Source organism: Sulfurimonas sp. RIFOXYD2_FULL_34_21 (assembly GCF_001830805.1).
Classification (GTDB): domain Bacteria; phylum Campylobacterota; class Campylobacteria; order Campylobacterales; family Sulfurimonadaceae; genus Sulfurimonas.
In genome coordinates, this window is the sequence record NZ_MICH01000006.1 from 157,549 (window position 1) to 174,650 (window position 17,102).

Consider the following 17,102-nt stretch of genomic DNA (forward strand, 5'->3'; position numbering starts at 1 on the left):
AGAGTGAAAAAAACAGTTTTTATGGAAAAGTATCCGGTATTTAGTTTAGAGTTATTAAAAGATGAGATTAGTGTCTCAAATGCAAAAGAGGCTGTTGAGTATTTTAAGCAAAAAATTGAAGCGCACCCTATTGCTAAGTTTATAGCAGTTTTTGATCACTACTCTCATACAAAAAGTTTAAACGGTCCAATTATGGAAGGTTTAATAGATGCTCAAAATGTAGTGTTTTGTTTCGGACAGGCAATTCCAAACACGAAAATTTTGGCCGTTAGACCAAGAAGCATTGGTATCTGCGAATTTGAAGATAAAATTGTAATTGACTTTATGGAAGCACCAAAAGAAGAACTTCATGCCGTAATGCAAAACTGGGCAAAGAGTTTAAAAATATAAATTAAACTTATTTATAAACCATCTTTTTGCTAAAATGTTATAAAAATTATTAATATGAGGTAACATAAATGGATTTACAAACTAAAGCACTACATGTAGGCTATGACAAAGATTCAAGTGGAGCAATGGCGGTTCCTATTTATCAAACAACGGCTTATGAATTTAGAGATGCCCAACATGCAGCAAATCTATTTGCCCTAAAAGAGCTCGGCTTTATTTATACACGTTTAAATAATCCAACTACAGACGTATTTGAAAAAAGATTTGCATCTCTTGAGGGAGGTGCGGCGGCAATTGCTACTTCAAGCGGTATGAGTGCTATATTTTACGCTATTGCAAACGCTGCTGCTGCTGGCGATAATATACTATGTGCCAAACAGTTATACGGCGGTAGTTTAACTCTAAATACTCACACACTCAAAAGATTCGGTATTGAAGCTAGATATTTTGATGTTCATGATATGAACGCACTAGAGAGTTTGATAGACGATAAAACAAAAGTTATATTTTTTGAATCTTTAACAAACCCAAGCATAGATGTAGCAGATATAGAAGCAATTACAAAAATTGCAAATAAACACGGTATCTTAACAGTGGTTGATAACACGGTGGCTACTCCTGCAATATGTCGTCCTTTTGAATTTGGGGCAGATGTAACGGTTCACAGTGCTAGTAAATATACTACCGGTCAGGGTTTGGCAATAGGCGGTATTTTAGTAGAGAGAAATGATTTAGTTGAAAAACTTCGTGCAAATCCTCGCTACGCACATTTCAATGAACCTGATGTATCTTACCATGGTTTAGTTTATGTAGATGTGCCTTTGCCTCCGTTTACTCTTCGTACACGTCTTTCACTACTTCGCGACTTGGGTGCTGTTGTGTCTCCATTTAATTCATGGCTTTTTATACAAGGGATAGAGACTCTCTCTCTTCGCATGAGAGAGCACTCAAAAAATGCATTAGCTCTTGCAGAGTTTTTAGAATCCCATCCTAGTGTTAAAAAAGTAAACTATCCTGGGTTAAAAAGCAATATAAACTATAAAAATGCTCAAAAATATTTTGAAGACGGCTTATGCAGCGGACTACTTAGTTTTGAAGTAGGAAGTTTAGAAGAAGCGGTAAAAATAGTAAATGCGACTAAGATTTACTCTCTTGTAGTAAATATAGGAGATTCAAAATCAATCATAACACATCCAGCTTCAACGACTCATCAGCAGTTAAATGAAGATGAATTAAAAGCATGCGGTGTACCTTCAGGTCTTATCAGAATATCTTGCGGTCTCGAAAGCGCAAAAGATCTGATAGAGGATATGAAGCAGGCATTAGAATCATAATTTAAGCTTAATTATTTTACAATAAAATTAAAATATAAGGTTTATTTTATGAAAAACAAACTTCTAATCGTATGGTCAAGCTCTGAAGAAGAGGTAGCAAAAAAACTTATACTTCTGTACGGCTCGGTAATGCTGCCGCGAGGCTACTGGGACGAAGCGACTATCATGGTTTGGGGGCCTTCGGCAAAGCTATTAGCCGAAAATATAGAACTTCAGGATAAAGTAAGAACGGTCATGAGTACCGGCGTAAAGTTCAATGTATGCGTTGTTTGCAGTGATGATTACGGTGTATCTGAACAATTAAGCGCACTTGGAGTTGAACCGATTCACACAGGCGAGATGCTCACAAATGCTCTTCAAAGCGACTATAAAGTTATTACTTTTTAGATGCAATATCTACTATTTTTTTTACTGCCCTTTAGTTTTGCATTTGGCGAAACGGTGTTAAAGTGTGTCGGTTCTACGACCATACAGCCTATTATTGAAAAAGTTGCCAAAAAGTATAAACAAGAGAGCGGTATTACGCTAAATATATCCGGCGGCGGAAGTCAACATGCAGTTGACTATCTCATATCAAATAAAATAGAAATTGGCATGGTAAGCAGAGATTTAACTAACCAAGAAAAAAATGCTCTCTCCTATATAACAATTGGCTACGACACTTTGGCTTTTTTAGTCAACAGCGACAATCCACTCCAAAATATATCAAAAAAAGATTTGATAGAGATATATACGGCAGAGGTTAAAAACTGGAAAAAATTTAACACTAAAGATGAAAAAATTCATCTACTCTCAAAAAGAATAGACCGTGGAACACTCAATATCTTTGAACACTATACTGGGCTTTTTCATCCACAAAATCCAAAAAACAGCGATAAATCAAAGATGATAGACACCTCGGCGTGGGAGGCCGGAGCAAATAACGACATGATGGTTTGGGTAGCCGGAATTCCAAATAGTATCGGCTATATATCTTTAGGATCTGTTAATGCTATAAAAAAACATGGTCTGCCTATAAAAATTTTGGAACTTGATGGGGTAAAACCATCAAGAGAGAATATCCAAAATCAAAGTTATCCTATTAAAAGAGAGCTGAATTTAGTTTTTTTAAAAAGCAATAAACAAGCAGCAAAGTTCGCTGAATGGATGCTTGAAGAGTATGCTCAAAATAGTGTTGAAGAAAATCTTTTTTTAAGAGCAAAATAGTGAAAACATCTTTAAGCAAAAAAATTGTAATCTCAAATCTATTTGTATTGGTTGTCTCTTTTACAGCTCTCTTTGTTGCCTACAATTTTGAAAATAAGGTAAGCAAAGATATTTTACTGCATAGAAATCAGGTAAATAAATTTGACAAAGAGGTAATCCTAGTCGCATCATATCTTTATAGAAGTGCTCACATGAATGATGATAAATATTTAGCAGCAGCGGCAATCTCTTCAAAAAAAGCTATATATACACTTGATTATTTAATTCATCACGAATTTCAAACCCAAGAGTTAAAAGCAGTTTATATAGATTTTTTTAAAAATGCCGTCATTTCGACATCACTTTCACTTGAAAAAAGATTAAATGATGCACAGGAGATTGATACGATATCGTTTGAAAAATATACATTACTTCAAAAAATGATAGCAGAGTTGCTGGCTAATTTAGATGATAGTGAAAATGAATTGGAAAAAGAGGTTATATTAATTCTTTTAGTTTTTAGCTTGATTTTTATTTTTCTTATATTTGGAAATATCCTATATATTATAAAATCCTATAGACATATTCAAGAAACTGAATCAAAGATAGCGCTAAAAGAGCATGAATCCGTTACACAGCGTGCAACCATGATAGATGCCATAGGAGACGGTGTTTACGGTGTTGACAAAAATGGAATGTGTACTTTTGTAAATCAAAGCGCCGTTAATCTACTCGGGTTTACAAAAGAGGAAATTCTAAGCACCCATCAACATGATCTTTTTCATCACCATAAACTAGACAACAGTGTTTACTCGCATGAAGAGTGTCCCATCTATTTAACCATAAAAGATAGGCAAATCAAAGAGCTTGAAGAAAATTTTATAAAAAAAGACGGCACTTTTTTTGCCGTCAATCTAACGGTAGCTCCGACAATCGATGGGGGAGCCATTGTCGTATTTAGAGATATTACAGAAAAGAAAATAATTTTACACGCTCTTGAGCAAGAGAGAGAACTTTTTTCAAGCGGTCCTGTAATGACTTTAGAATGGGAAGCATCACAAAACTGGCCTATTAAATATATTTCTTCAAACTGCTTAGACATTCTTGGTTATTCAAAAGATGAGATGCAAAGTGAGAAATTTTTATATGCAGACCTTATCCATCCCGAGGACATAGATAGAATTTCTAAAGAAGTTACCTACAACACACAAAATAATATAAACAACTTCGAGCAATCGTACCGCTTAAGATTAATAAACGGCGACTATAGATGGTTCTATGATTTTACACATTTTGTAAGAGACGAAAAAAATAGTCTGTCCTCTATAAGAGGCTATATGTTTGATCAAACAGGACTCAAAGAGGCAGAACTTGCCATAAAAGAGGCTAAAGAAAAGGCAGAACTTGCCAATAAAGCCAAAAGTCAATTTTTGGCAAATATGAGTCATGAGATAAGAACGCCCATGAACGCCATAATAGGCTTGAGCGAGTTGCTATTTGATACAAAACTTGACGATAGACAAAAAAATCTTCTCCTTAAAGTTAACAGCTCATCAAAAATACTTTTAGGAACCATAAACGATGTACTTGATTACTCTAAAATAGAAGCCGGAAAACTTGAGCTAGAGCATAAAAATTTTAGATTAGAAGATGTTATGGAACAACTTAAATTTATGTTTTTAGAGAGTGCTATAAAAAAATCTCTTAGTACTCATTGTGAAATAAAAGATGATGTACCTATTCTAGTTGTAGGGGATGAACTTAGAATTACACAGGTTCTCTCCAATCTTATAAGCAATGCAATCAAATTTACTCATGAGGGAGAAGTATCGCTTGATATAAAACTCAAAGAAAAACTTGATGACAAAAGAGCTGTCATCTCCTTTTGCGTAAGTGATACGGGAATCGGCATCAATGAAGAACAGCTCAAAAAACTTTTTACTCCTTTCACGCAAGCAGATACATCTACTACTCGAAAATACGGTGGAACAGGGCTTGGACTAACCATATCTAAAAAGATTATAGAAACCATGCATGGCGAATTAAGCGCTAAGAGTCAAGAGGGTGCAGGAAGCACATTTAGCTTTGACTTAGAATTTGAAGTAGCATTTTGGGAGAAGCTTGATTTTGATACAATTACACAAAAAGAGATAAAAAAACTTCCAAATTTCGGTGGTATTAAAGCACTGCTTGTTGAAGACAATCTTATAAATCAAGAAGTGGCATCTATGATGCTAAAGCGTGTAGCAATAGAGGTTGACATAGCAAATAACGGGCAAGAAGCCGTTGAGAAATATTTTGAAAATCCTTCTTGTTATGACTTGATTCTCATGGATTTGCAAATGCCTGTCATGAGCGGTTATAAAGCGGCAAAGCTCATTAGAGAGCATGACAAAAAGATACCTATCATAGCACTTACGGCGGCAGCTATGATAGAAGATAAACAAAAAGCAACGGACGCAGGCATGAATGACCATTTAAGCAAACCAATAGATATGAGTAAACTTTACAAGACGATTGCAAAATTTTGCAAAGTTGATTTTGCAATGCAAGGAATTGCACAAATACCAAGAAACAGAGCTGAAATTCTTGATATAGAATATTTGGAAAAAAATTTCAGCTCAGAAGAGTTAATAAATAAACTCCTAAAAAAGTTCTTACAAGAGATTAGAAGTGAATTTAAAGATGTAGCACTTCTTCTATCAAAAGAAGACGGCAGAGCTCCATCTCTTATTCATACACTTAAAGGTTTAAGCGGTAACTTAAGAGCAAATCTGCTCTATGAAATCTGCAAAAATATAGATACAAAATATAAAAAAGGACAAAAAATAACAAAAGGTGACATGGAACAATTAAACGTTGCCTTGCAGAGTACTATAGAGAGAATTCAAGAAATTCTTTTGAACAAGCAGAGCGATGCCTTATTTGAAAAACTACCTTATGAGGAGACAAAAAAACTCTTTTATGACATCAAACAAAGAATTTCAAAATCAAATATGATAGAATCCAAAAAAATAAATTCTCTTTTGAAAAATTTGAGCACACTAGTGAATGCAAGTGAATTGACAAAGTGGGAAAAAGAGATAGAAGCATTTGAATATGATAAAGCATTGGAGATTATGAGTAGATGGAAATTCTAAAAAGCAAAAGAGCAAGTGTCTTAATCGTAGATGATATGATTGCCAACATAGAGTTATTATCTAACCTGCTAAAAGATGAATATGATATAAAAATAGCAAAAAATGCCAAAAAAACACTTGAAATATGTCAAGGATATGAAAAACCGGATCTTATTCTTCTTGATGTTATTATGCCAGATATGGATGGATATGAAGTTTGTAAAATTCTTAAAAGTAATATGGCGACACAAGATATTCCTATTATTTTTGTAACAAGCAATGATTCAGAGAGAGACGAAGAGTATGGGCTTAATCTTGGAGCAGTCGATTACATAAAAAAACCTTTTAATCCGTCTGTTGTAAAAATAAGAGTAAAAAATCATATAAGCTTGAAACTAAAAAGCAACATGCTTGAGGAGCTCTCCATGTGTGATGCACTTACACATATACCAAATAGAAGATACTTCAATGAAAAATTTGAAATCAAATATAGAGAGTCCATCAGAGATAAAATGTCATTTGCTCTCATGATGATAGATATAGACTTCTTCAAACTCTATAACGACAAGTATGGGCATGGAAAGGGAGACAGCGCTCTTACTAAAGTAGCCCTAACACTGCAAAAAAACCTTAAAAGACCATTCGATATGGTCGCTAGGTATGGCGGAGAAGAGTTTGTAATCATCTTAAAAAATATAGATAAAGATGGTCTTAAAAAAGTTACACAATCTCTTATTGACTCAGTTCAAAAACTAAAAATTCCACATGAATACTCAAGCGTGAGTGATTATTTATCTATAAGTATCGGTCTCTCTTTCAAAGATATTGAAGAAAACAAACCAAAAAATCAACTTCTAAAAGAGGCGGATGATATGCTATATGAAGCAAAAAAAGCAGGAAAAAACAGATATGTCTTGCGTTAAAACATCTCTGCTTAAGAGATTTTCGCTAAAATAGCACTACTATTTTCAACAAAGAGCCTAAAATTTGTCATTAAACTTAAAAACATATACCGAACATTTTACAAACCCGCTCTATTTGGAAAGCGGACGTATTTTAGAACCGTATGATATAACTTACGAGACTTACGGCGAGCTTAACGATGACAAAAGCAATGTTATTGTTATCTGTCATGCACTTACCGGTTCTCATCATTGTGCGGGAACTTATGAAAATGACAAAAAACCAGGCTGGTGGGACAACCTTATCGGCAGCGGCAAAGCAGTTGATACCGACAAATATTTTGTAATCTGCACCAATGTTCTTGGCAGCTGTTTTGGCTCAACAGGACCTATGAGTCCGCAACATCCGCATCATAACCCTTACCGTTACAAATTTCCGGTAATTACTATAAAAGATATGGTAAAAGCCCAAAGAATCCTTTTTGACAGGCTCAATATTCATAACGTACATGCTATTATCGGCGGCTCTATGGGCGGTATGCAGGCACTTGCCTTTGCAATTGGTTATCCTAACTTTGCATCAAAAATCATCTCTCTTGCAACAACACATGCAACCCAACCATGGGCTATCGCTTTTAATAAAATTGCAGGCGAAGCAATACTAAAAGACCCAGATTTTAAGCAGGGATACTATGAGATTGAAGATATTAAAAAAAACGGTCTCTCAGGCATGGCGGTAGGCAGAATGGCAGGACATATCAGTTTTCTCTCACAAGAGTCTATGAAAAATAAGTTTGGCAGAGAGTACAAAAGTACCGACGGACTTTATGAACTATTTGGCAAATTTCAAGTTGAACTATTTTTAGAGTATAACGGTTATAACTTTACAAAATGGTTTGACCCGCTTTCTTATCTCTACATCACAAAAGCAATAAATATTTATGATTTATCACGCGGGTTTGACTCATTAAGCGAAGCTTTACAAAAAGTTACTGCAGAGCTTCATCTTATTAGTTTTAGTAACGACCAACTATTTAAGAATTCCGAGATGAAAGAGATAAGTGACGCACTAACTCAAATTGGCAATAAAAATCATAGCTATGTTGATATACAGAGCGATTACGGACATGATGCATTTTTAGTTGAAGTGGATAAGTTTGAAAAATATATATCTGAAATTTTAGGTTAATTGAAGCCTTATGAAACCTTTTATACTTTTATTTGTACTACTCTCTTTTTTATACAGTGCACAAATTGATGAGTTTGCAAATGGAGTCGGCTACTTAAGAAGCTACAATATGGCGCTTGAGAGTGCAAAAAAAGAACAAAAACTTATTATGCTTCTTGTTGTTTCCGACTACTGTCCTTGGTGTAAAAAGTTTGAGAGAAAAGTTTTAGAAAACCCTTTAGTTAAAGAGGCGGTAAATAGAGATTTTATAGCAGTAGCAATTGATAAAAATAGCGACAAAGGGAACTACCCACAAGAGTTTGCCGCTGTTATGATACCTGCCGTATATTTTATTGACCCAAAAACACAAAAGAGCATATATGAAGTTGTTGCTTATAGAAAAAAAGATGAATATCTCTTAAATCTAAAAGAAGCTCTTGAAATTTTTAAACAAAATGACAAACTATGAGAACCGTACTATTTCTTTTTCTATTTGTAAATACGCTGTTTTCAGAATCATTTTACACACTTGATGGTGTAAAAAATCTAAATATATATTTAGCAAACAAAACAACGTTTTTAGGAAATGAAGAGAAGAGTGAAATAGAAAAAATTATTAAAACAAAACTTCAAGAGAGTGGCTTTATATTTGGAGAAGTTGACCCGATAACATTGGTAGTAAAAATCAGCTCAAAAGAAGTACATGATACTCAAGTCGTAAATATAGAACTAAGACTCTCTGAAGAGGTAACTACTCATCGCAAAGGCAATATTAAAACCTATGCAGTTACCTATTTTAAAAGTGAACTCATAGAGACAAGCAGCCCTTACGAAGATACGATTGAGATAATTAATGCTATGCTTGATAAATTTATAAATGCTCATAAAGACGATAACCAATAATAAAAGGAGACAAAATGGCTAAAGAGAGTGAAGATTTTGAATCAAAACTTGAGAGTGCAAAAAAAATTTTAGAGGCGCTTATGAACCCTGAAATAACTCTCTCAGATAGCGTAAAAGCTTATGAAAAAGGTATGGGCGAATTGGCAAAAGCGCAAAAGATACTTGAAGAAGCACAAGTTAAAATTACCGAAATAAAAGGTAAATAGTGCGCGCCGCAGTACTTCAACTAAGTGCGCAAGGGATGAGTTCAACAAAACTCTATAACTATATCCGTATTGCAAATAAGCAAGGTGTTAAAGTTTTACTTCTTGGCGAATATATATTAAATCCTTTTTTTAAAGAGCTTCAAACTCTCTCCGTAAGTATGATAAAAGAACAAGCCCAGCATCAGATAAAGGTGTTAAAAGAGTTGGCATCTAGCTACAAAATAACCATAATAGCACCTTTGGTCATAGTAAAAAAAGGCAAGATATATAAAACTATTGCCAAATTTGCTCCTAATTCGTCCTCATATTATCAACAACAGCTCCTTATCAACTATCCTCATTGGAATGAAGAAAAGTTTTTTGCAAATGAACAAAAAAAAATTGAGCTGCCTCTAATATTTAAAATTGACGGATTTAAATTTGCGGTAATGAGCGGATTTGAAATTCATTTTGACGAAATGTTTAATAATCTAAGCTCAAAAAATATCGACTGTATTTTACTTCCTAGCGTATCTACTTTTGACTCTTACGAGAGATGGAAAGCTCTTGTACTCTCACGTGCATTTACACACAACTGCTATATATTAAGAGCTAATAGAATCGGTGAATATGCAGATGCAAATAAAAACTGGAGTTTTTACGGCGACTCGCTTTTGGCTTCTCCAAACGGCGAACTTTTAGAACATCTCGGCAATAAAGAAGAACTTATGATTGTAGATATGAATCATAGTGAAATTATCCGTGCCAGAAAGTCTTGGGGATTTAAAGATACAATAAGTAAAAGAGAACTATTTTAGTGCTATAATAGTTTCAAATAAGATACAAAAGGAGTACGCTATGAGCTTTAAAATCAACAGTAATATTAGTGCTTTAACTGCCAATGTAAACTCGGGTATGAATTCTGCCGGAATCAATAAAAGTTTAGGTGCACTTGCTTCAGGTTCTATGTTAAATAGTTCTGCGTATAATTCGGCAGGACTATCGATTGCAAATCAATTCTCTGCACAAGTTGCCGCAATGGGTCAGTCAATCATGAATTCAAATGACAGTATTGGACTTGTACAAGTTGCAGACGGTGCGCTTGAAGAGTATGGCGACATTCTAGAAAATGTTCGCCGTCTCTCTATTCAAGCTTCAAACGACACGCTAAACTCAGACGACAGAGCGATAATCCAAAAAGAGATAGACTCGCTAATGTCATCAGCCGATGATATAGCAAAAAGTACTAAATACAACGGAATCAACTTGCTTGATGGAACCGGTGGAAGCGCAGGAGACGGGACGTTTGTAACTCACACCGGAGCAAATTCAGGTGAAAGTCAAAATGTCAAAATAGGCGATGCGCAAACTGCTTCAATTTTAGGCGCTCCAATTGATGTTACCTCACAAGCAGGAGCATCATCTGCAATAGACACGATAGACTCGGCAATAAACAGCATAAACGGGATTAGAGCAGATTTGGGTGCAGCTCAAAATCAGCTTATATCTAACATTAAAAATACATCTGTAACTCAAGTGAATATAGCTTCTGCCGAATCTCAAATGAGAGATTTGGATTTTGCAGCTGAGAGTGCAAACTTTTCTAAGCTAAATATTTTATCTCAAAGCGGCTCATTTGCTCAATCTCAAGCCAATGCTTCACAGTCAAGCGTTTTAAATCTTTTTAGGTGAGTAGTTTTTTTGATTGATTATTTTCATAGACAAGTGCAGTTGTGGGGAGCGGATACGCAAAATCTGCTCCAGAGTAAAAAAATAGCTATTATTGGTTCTGGTGGACTTGGCAGTTCACTTGCTTTTGCACTTGGTTCAAGTGGTATAGGCAAGATTCACATGGTTGATTTTGACGAAGTCTCTACTCACAATATTCATCGTCAGATTACTTTTAAAATAGGTGATGAAGGAAAAAACAAAGCTGTATTAAATGCTTTGATGATTGAGCAGAGATGTCCGTTTGTAAAAGCGACTCCTCATGAGTGCAACTTTGAAGAGTTTATTAAAAAAAATATAGAGGTTGACTTAATCATAGATGCGACCGACAACCTCCCTACTCGCGCAGAGATAGATGAGTATTGCAAAATCAAAAAATTACCTTGGATTTACGGAAGCGTAGAAGCATTTCATGGACAGGTTTGTTTTTTTGAAGAGTCATCTTTTAGAGATGCTTTTAAGATAAGCTCGAAAACTCCAGAGGGAATTGCTGCTCCGATAGTTATGCATATTGCATCACTTCAAGCAAATCTGGCACTTAGATATTTAGCAGGGTTTAGCGTAAAAAAAGATTACCTTTACTACCTTTTTTTTAACGCTGATGGAGAGTTGGTAACTCAAAAATTTTCTCTTCCAAAATCATTTTTACACTTGCAAGATTGATGTTATAAGGAGAGTTGTCTTGTTTAAAATAAATGCAACTACAACGATAACTATTAAAAATCTTAATGTTTGCATGCGATTTTCACCAGATTCTTATTATACTTTTTTATCATAAAACAATTTATTACTAGCGATAATCTCCTATATTTCTTATCTATAAATATCCAGAGTTATCAGGCGCCACCTAGAATAGTCTAACTGCTCTTGCATGTATCCTAAGCTTAAAGAGATACTTTCGCTACTGCAACAACTATTCAATTATCAATTCTCATAGTTTTTCTATTTATTCTCTTTTAGCTCTCTTATAAACTCAATAGCGCTACTGCCTCTTAGTTTATCAACGGTTGTTAAAAGTCCGTCATTTAGATATTTTACGTTGTAGCCCTTCATTGTTAAGTACATTCTAGCCATATTTGCTCTGTCGTTATGAGGACATGCGGTAATGATAAGTTTATCGCGAGGCAACTCACCGAGTCTATTTGGCAGCTCTTGCAAAGGGATATTTTTGGCAAAAGGAATGCTCCATGCTTCTGCTTCTTGCTTGAATCTAATATCTATCAAAATTGCATCGTCCATTTTTATAAGCTCAAGCATATCGGTAGAGCTGATTTTCATATTTTTTATCTCTTGAGTGTTAAAACTCTTTAAATATTCGTCAAAATCTCTTGACTTCAAATCAGCTCCAAGAGCAAATATCGCCATTGCTAAAATCAGTACTATTTTTTTCATTTTTATTTTCTCCTATTTTTTTGAAAATTCTATAATCCAATTAGCACTCACAATTGCTTTTAATTACTTTTGATTTTGCAAGGGCTGCCTCTATCTCTTCTTTTTTAACCTCACCGCTGAGTTCAAGCAGCACTTCTCCGTCGTCTCCGCTTACCTGCATATCTTTTATCTTCTTTTTCGTATCGTCGCTCATGCACTCACATGTACCTGTTTTGCAGTTTTGCACCATTTTTACGACACTCTCTTTTTGCACTGCACCGCTGAACTTTATTGCTACACCGCTCTTTAACTGAGTTACCACTTTTTTCATTCCAAAGAGAGCCTCTTTTACCTTTGGAAGAAGAACTTCCTCTATCTCTTTGTAAGTTGCAAGAAATGCCTCATAACCTTTACCGTCCGGGTCAAGAAAGCCTACATGTATCTTTTTTACAGGGCGAGGGAACATCGGGCATGTCTCGTTTGCATGGTCACACACGGTTACTACCAAATCAAACTCTTCGTCTATAACCGTATCTAGCGTTTTAGAGTGATATTCGTCTCTCCAAATTCCTTTTTCTTCCAGTAGCTTTTTAGCGTTTGGATTTACTCTTCCGCTTGCTTTTACTCCGCTGCTCTTTGCTTCTACGCCATCAAGCTTTGCGTTTATAAGAGCCTCCGCTATAATGCTTCTGCAGCTGTTTCCCGTACATAAAACCAGTACCTTTTTTTTACTCATAATTTACACTCTCCCGTTTGTGATGATTTTTTTAATTTCGGAATTTCGATATCAAGATGTCTTATCTCTTGCAGAGCTTCTGTTCTAAAGCGGTCAAGCGGACAACGCACAGAGTAGTACGCCCAAGTACCGCATCTCTCGACACGCAGAAATCCAGCCTCTTTTAATATTTTGAGATGGCGAGATAGACGCGACTGAATCATCTCAAGAGAGTTCTGCAAATCGCAAACGCAAGTTTGTCCATGCTCATCCAAAAAGCGCAGTATCAGAACTCTCGTTTCGTCGTTTAGTGCGGCAACACTTTTTAAAAAGATATCCATAACGAACTCCTTTTTGTTGAATTGCAAAATTGTAGCTAAATAATATTATTAAATCAAGATATGTTGATATTTAGATTTAATTCTGCTATAGTTTCCATTATGAATTCTGATTTTACATTTTTTTTGACCGTATCATTTTTAGGCTTTGTTTTTTTTGGACTTATATACCTATTAAAGAGATACTATATTTTGAAGAGTAAAAACAATAAAAATTTACATGAAAAAGATGAGGAGTAGTATATGGCATTAGCTATGTTAGTTTTTTTAATTACTTTAGTGTTTGTAATTTGGCAGCCGCGAGGCTTACCAATAGGCACGACAGCAGTTGCGGGAGCAGTTGTTGCTCTTGTTGTCGGGGTTGTAAGTTTTTCGGATGTTATTGCTGTCGTAGATATTGTTTGGGATGCGACTTTAGCTTTTATCGGGATAATTATTCTCTCTATGATTTTGGATGAGATCGGTTTTTTTGAGTGGGCGGCTATAAAAATGGCAAAGCTAAGTGGGGGAAACGGACACAAAATGTTTGTCTATATACTGCTACTAGGTGCCATAGTCGCGGCATTTTTTGCAAATGACGGTGCGGCACTTATCTTAACTCCGATACTCCTTGCAAAGATGAAGTACCTAAAAATGAAGCCGCTAGCGATATTTGCCTTTTTGATGGCGGGCGGTTTTATCGGAGACAGTGCGTCCAATCCGCTTGTTATCTCAAATCTGACAAACATTGTAACGGTAGGCTATTTTGATATAGGTTTTGTAGAGTATGCTAAAAATATGTTTTTACCGAATCTGCTAAGCATTGCCGCTTCCATCGCGGTCTTATGGTTTTACTTTCGTAAAGACATTCCATTTACAATCGATGTCAGAGCGCTTCCCGAAGCTTCATCTGTTATAAAAAACAAAACTATGTTTAAATTCAGCTGGTTTTTTCTGGCACTTTTAATGGTCGGTTATTTCATAGGCGATTACTATCATTTGCCTGTTTCAGTGTTTGCGCTCGGCGGCGCTTTGATATTTTTAGCAATTGCAAACTATTACAAAGCGGTAAAACCCATTATGACGATTAAAGCCGCACCTTGGCAGGTAGTATGGTTTAGTATAGGTCTTTATGTCGTAGTTTACGGGCTAAAAAATGCAGGTCTTACAGATATTATTGCTTCATGGATAGATGAGTTAAACACCTATGGAACTACTGTTGCCGTTATAGGAACAGGTTTTTTATCCGCTTTTATAAGCTCCGTTATGAACAATATGCCAACCATTATGATTATGGATATAGCAATCGACAAGGTAGGTTATATAGGAAATGAGACTCTTGTTTATGCAAATATTTTAGGTTCAAATCTTGGACCTAAAATGACACCTATAGGCTCTCTTGCAACTCTTCTTTGGCTACATGTACTTGCCAAAAAAGGTGTGAAAATTTCGTGGAGCGAGTATATGAAAGTAGGACTCATCATTACTCCTCCCGTACTCTTTGTAGCGCTTCTTGGTTTAATCTAAATTTTGACGCTTATAGTTTTGAGATATATTCCGAAAGAAGATTTATATCTTCAGAACTAAGCCCTGAGACTTGCCCTTTCATAACGCCTTTCATAGCTCCGCCGTAACTATCGTTTTTATATCCGTTTAGCGTTTCTGCTACTTTTTTGGCACTCCAACCTCTAATTATTTGAGATTTGCCTAGTGCCGCTTTTTCACCGCTCATACCGTGACATCCTGCACATGCTTTAAAAATTGTTTCGCCTGATTTTGAAGTTTCTGCAATTGCGACTTCCGCTTTTGCCTCTTCAACCTTTACAGACTCTGTATTTACAACTTCTTGCTTAACTTCCTCTTTTGCTACTTCTAGCTTAACCTCTTCTTTGGCTGCCGTCTCTTTTGGAGCTTCTTGTTTTACGACAATTTCCGGTTGAGCTTTTTTCTCAATATTTGCCGTACTTGACTCTTTATTATCTTGAGTACATCCTATAAATAAAACTGCCGCTGCAACTAAAATCAAACTTTTCATACTCTATCCTTTAGGTAAGTTGTACACTATTCTAGCATAGAGTATATTCATTTATTTGCTCTTTATAGATTTTAGATATAATTGCGACTACTATAAAGGGCAATAAAAACTATGAATTTTGAACCGTATCCATTTGAAAAACTTAACGAACTATTAAAAGATGTTGTGCCAAACAGCAAGTACGAAGCTTTGGCATTAACCATCGGAGAACCTCAATTTGAAACTCCTGCATTTATTCAAGAAGAGTTATGCAAAAGTTCAAGCCTATTAAGAAGATATCCTAAAACAGCCGGCGAAGATTCTCTAAGAGCAGCCCAGAGAGAGTTTGTTTCAAAAAGATTTAACGTAGAACTAAGCGACTCTCAAATTATTCCTACGTTTGGAACAAGAGAAGTTCTTTTTAACTTTCCTCAATTTTTTCTTTTTGACAAAAAAGAGCCGACTATGGCTTTTACAAACCCTTTTTATCAGATATACGAAGGTGCGGCGATAGCTTCAAGAGCAAAAGTAATTCATCTAAATCTTACAGAGGAAAATAGTTTCAAACCTGAGATAGACGAAGAAAAACTATCTACATGTGATTTGGTCATTTTAAATTTTCCAAATAATCCAACTACTTCTACTCTTACGCTAGAGGAACTTGGAGTATGGGTAAAACTTGCTCTAAAACATAACTTCGTACTCTTAAACGACGAGTGTTACAGTGAGATATATACAAGTGCGCCTACTCCTTCGCTTCTTGAAGCATCACTACATGTAGGAAACGACTCGTTTAAAAATATACTTGTTATAAACTCTATCTCAAAACGCTCATCCGCTCCGGGACTTCGCAGCGGATTTATTGCAGGCGATGAAAATATTTTAAAAGAGTATATAAATTACAGAACATACATAGGCTGTGCTTCCCCTCTTCCCCTTCAAAGTGCGGCTGCGGTTGCATGGAGAGATGAAGAACATGTAACGATTGCAAGGGATGTTTATAAAAAAAACTTTGAAGCGGCGCGTGAGATTTTAGGCATAGAAATACCGAGTGCAACTTTTTACATCTGGTTAAAAGTTCCCTCTCCGCTTGAGTTTACAAAAAAACTTTATGAAAAATATAACGTAAAAGTTCTTCCCGGAGAATATTTGGCAAGAGACGGCAAAGACGGCATAAATCCGGGCAAAGATTTTATCAGAATTGCTTTGGTTGAGACGCAAGAAAAAACAAGAAACGCATTACAAAGAATCAAGGAGGCTCTCTCATGGGCGAAGTAGAAGAGTTAAAAGCAGAGGTTTTAAAAGCGCAGCAAAATTCGGATATTGCTTCGCTTTACATACTGGAGCAACGTGCGCATGATACTTTTGATGAAGATACTCTTGGCGGGTTTTATGCAAATATACTTGATTTGGCACTAGAGAGACTAACCGATACGCTTGAAGCACACAGGGTTATGGATATGAATGAAGTTCAGGATTTTGCAACACTTAGAGCACTTTATGAGTATGCGATAGAGCATTACAGCGCAGGTAAGACCTCGGATGCAAGCGCTTTGTTTGAGGTTTTAAGCGGTCTTAGCAACGATAAAGAGTTCTCGTCTGCGCTAAAATTTCACTGGATTGCTTCAAAAGAGAATCTTTGCCTTGATGATTTTATCTCTAAAATTGCAGATATTGAAGCGACACAAAATGCAGGAACATTTTATATAAGCTGTTTTAACAAAGAGGCACAGAAATTGCTGACTAACTCCCAAATAGACGTGGAGTAAGC

The 17,102-nt window shown here is 35.7% G+C and carries 19 protein-coding genes and 1 pseudogene; 16 read left to right on the forward strand and 4 right to left on the reverse strand.

Translation table 11 applies throughout. The features are described 5' to 3' along the window. Nucleotides 1-3 precede the first annotated feature (3 nt). The 13 genes from A2530_RS04410 (at nt 4) to A2530_RS04470 (ending at nt 11,577) form a co-directional block, all read left to right on the forward strand. A complete protein-coding gene (locus A2530_RS04410) occupies nt 4-390 on the forward strand; it encodes a DUF6858 family protein (protein WP_294886007.1) in 387 nt (128 codons plus the stop codon). A 68-nt stretch (nt 391-458) separates the two neighbouring features. Next, nucleotides 459-1,724 (forward strand): O-acetylhomoserine aminocarboxypropyltransferase/cysteine synthase family protein, encoded by a 1,266-nt coding sequence (locus A2530_RS04415; RefSeq protein WP_294886008.1) that lies wholly within the window; start codon nt 459-461, stop codon nt 1,722-1,724. Nucleotides 1,725-1,772: 48 nt separating this feature from the next. Continuing rightward, the gene (locus A2530_RS04420) at nt 1,773-2,111 is read left to right on the forward strand and encodes a DsrE family protein (RefSeq protein WP_294886009.1); all 339 of its coding nucleotides are present in this window, start codon (nt 1,773-1,775) and stop codon (nt 2,109-2,111) included. Further along, nucleotides 2,112-2,930, forward strand: a complete 819-nt coding sequence (locus tag A2530_RS04425) for a substrate-binding domain-containing protein (protein WP_294886011.1) — start codon at nt 2,112-2,114, stop codon at nt 2,928-2,930. Next, nucleotides 2,930-6,049, forward strand: a complete 3,120-nt coding sequence (locus A2530_RS04430; RefSeq protein WP_294886012.1) for an ATP-binding protein — start codon at nt 2,930-2,932, stop codon at nt 6,047-6,049. Before A2530_RS04425 ends, A2530_RS04430 begins: the two co-directional genes overlap by 1 nt. Beyond that, nucleotides 6,037-6,951, forward strand: a complete 915-nt coding sequence (locus tag A2530_RS04435) for a diguanylate cyclase (protein ID WP_294886014.1) — start codon at nt 6,037-6,039, stop codon at nt 6,949-6,951. The genes A2530_RS04430 and A2530_RS04435 overlap by 13 nt, the downstream gene beginning before the upstream one ends. Nucleotides 6,952-7,015: 64 nt before the next feature. Then, nucleotides 7,016-8,119 (forward strand): homoserine O-acetyltransferase, encoded by a 1,104-nt coding sequence (locus tag A2530_RS04440; RefSeq protein ID WP_294886016.1) that lies wholly within the window; start codon nt 7,016-7,018, stop codon nt 8,117-8,119. A gap of 10 nt (nt 8,120-8,129) precedes the next feature. Next, nucleotides 8,130-8,567 (forward strand): thioredoxin family protein, encoded by a 438-nt coding sequence (locus A2530_RS04445; protein ID WP_294886017.1) that lies wholly within the window; start codon nt 8,130-8,132, stop codon nt 8,565-8,567. Then, on the forward strand, nt 8,564-9,001 hold the full coding sequence (locus A2530_RS04450) for a hypothetical protein (RefSeq protein ID WP_294886019.1): 438 nt from the start codon (nt 8,564-8,566) through the stop codon (nt 8,999-9,001). Before A2530_RS04445 ends, A2530_RS04450 begins: the two co-directional genes overlap by 4 nt. A 14-nt stretch (nt 9,002-9,015) precedes the next feature. Then, on the forward strand, nt 9,016-9,207 hold the full coding sequence (gene xseB, locus A2530_RS04455; protein WP_294886020.1) for an exodeoxyribonuclease VII small subunit: 192 nt from the start codon (nt 9,016-9,018) through the stop codon (nt 9,205-9,207). Continuing rightward, the gene (locus A2530_RS04460) at nt 9,207-10,004 is read left to right on the forward strand and encodes a carbon-nitrogen hydrolase family protein (protein WP_294886021.1); all 798 of its coding nucleotides are present in this window, start codon (nt 9,207-9,209) and stop codon (nt 10,002-10,004) included. Before xseB ends, A2530_RS04460 begins: the two co-directional genes overlap by 1 nt. 40 nt (nt 10,005-10,044) lie before the next feature. Next, entirely contained in the window at nt 10,045-10,878 is an 834-nt protein-coding gene (locus A2530_RS04465; RefSeq protein ID WP_294886023.1) for a flagellin, read from the forward strand. 9 nt (nt 10,879-10,887) lie between these two features. Then, nucleotides 10,888-11,577 carry a ThiF family adenylyltransferase gene (locus tag A2530_RS04470; RefSeq protein WP_294886025.1) on the forward strand — a complete coding sequence of 230 codons (690 nt, stop codon included), beginning with the start codon at nt 10,888-10,890 and terminating at the stop codon, nt 11,575-11,577. A 279-nt stretch (nt 11,578-11,856) separates the two neighbouring features. Here A2530_RS04470 and A2530_RS04475 read toward each other — a convergent pair whose 3' ends face one another. The 3 genes and pseudogenes from A2530_RS04475 to A2530_RS04485 all read right to left on the reverse strand — a co-directional run bounded on the left by A2530_RS04475 (nt 11,857) and on the right by A2530_RS04485 (nt 13,341). Continuing rightward, entirely contained in the window at nt 11,857-12,306 is a 450-nt protein-coding gene (locus A2530_RS04475; RefSeq protein WP_294886026.1) for a rhodanese-like domain-containing protein, read from the reverse strand. A 316-nt stretch (nt 12,307-12,622) separates the two neighbouring features. Further along, nucleotides 12,623-13,021, reverse strand: a pseudogene (locus A2530_RS04480) (arsenate reductase ArsC); the annotation flags it as partial. After that, entirely contained in the window at nt 13,018-13,341 is a 324-nt protein-coding gene (locus A2530_RS04485) for a metalloregulator ArsR/SmtB family transcription factor (protein WP_294886029.1), read from the reverse strand. The gene A2530_RS04485 and the pseudogene A2530_RS04480, both read right to left, overlap by 4 nt. A gap of 240 nt (nt 13,342-13,581) precedes the next feature. On the opposite strand from A2530_RS04485, the gene A2530_RS04490 reads away from it, so the two are divergent. Beyond that, on the forward strand, nt 13,582-14,844 hold the full coding sequence (locus A2530_RS04490; RefSeq protein WP_294886030.1) for an arsenic transporter: 1,263 nt from the start codon (nt 13,582-13,584) through the stop codon (nt 14,842-14,844). Between the two features lie 10 nt (nt 14,845-14,854). On the opposite strand, the gene A2530_RS04495 is transcribed toward A2530_RS04490, so the two are convergent. Next, the gene (locus A2530_RS04495) at nt 14,855-15,352 is read right to left on the reverse strand and encodes a c-type cytochrome (RefSeq protein ID WP_294886032.1); all 498 of its coding nucleotides are present in this window, start codon (nt 15,350-15,352) and stop codon (nt 14,855-14,857) included. Between the two features lie 111 nt (nt 15,353-15,463). On the opposite strand from A2530_RS04495, the gene A2530_RS04500 reads away from it, so the two are divergent. Both A2530_RS04500 and A2530_RS04505 read left to right on the forward strand, forming a co-directional pair. Continuing rightward, the gene (locus A2530_RS04500; protein WP_294886033.1) at nt 15,464-16,609 is read left to right on the forward strand and encodes a succinyldiaminopimelate transaminase; all 1,146 of its coding nucleotides are present in this window, start codon (nt 15,464-15,466) and stop codon (nt 16,607-16,609) included. Continuing rightward, nucleotides 16,597-17,100: a hypothetical protein gene (locus A2530_RS04505; protein ID WP_294886034.1), complete on the forward strand. Its 504-nt coding sequence runs from the start codon at nt 16,597-16,599 to the stop codon at nt 17,098-17,100. The genes A2530_RS04500 and A2530_RS04505 overlap by 13 nt, the downstream gene beginning before the upstream one ends. Nucleotides 17,101-17,102 lie beyond the last annotated feature (2 nt).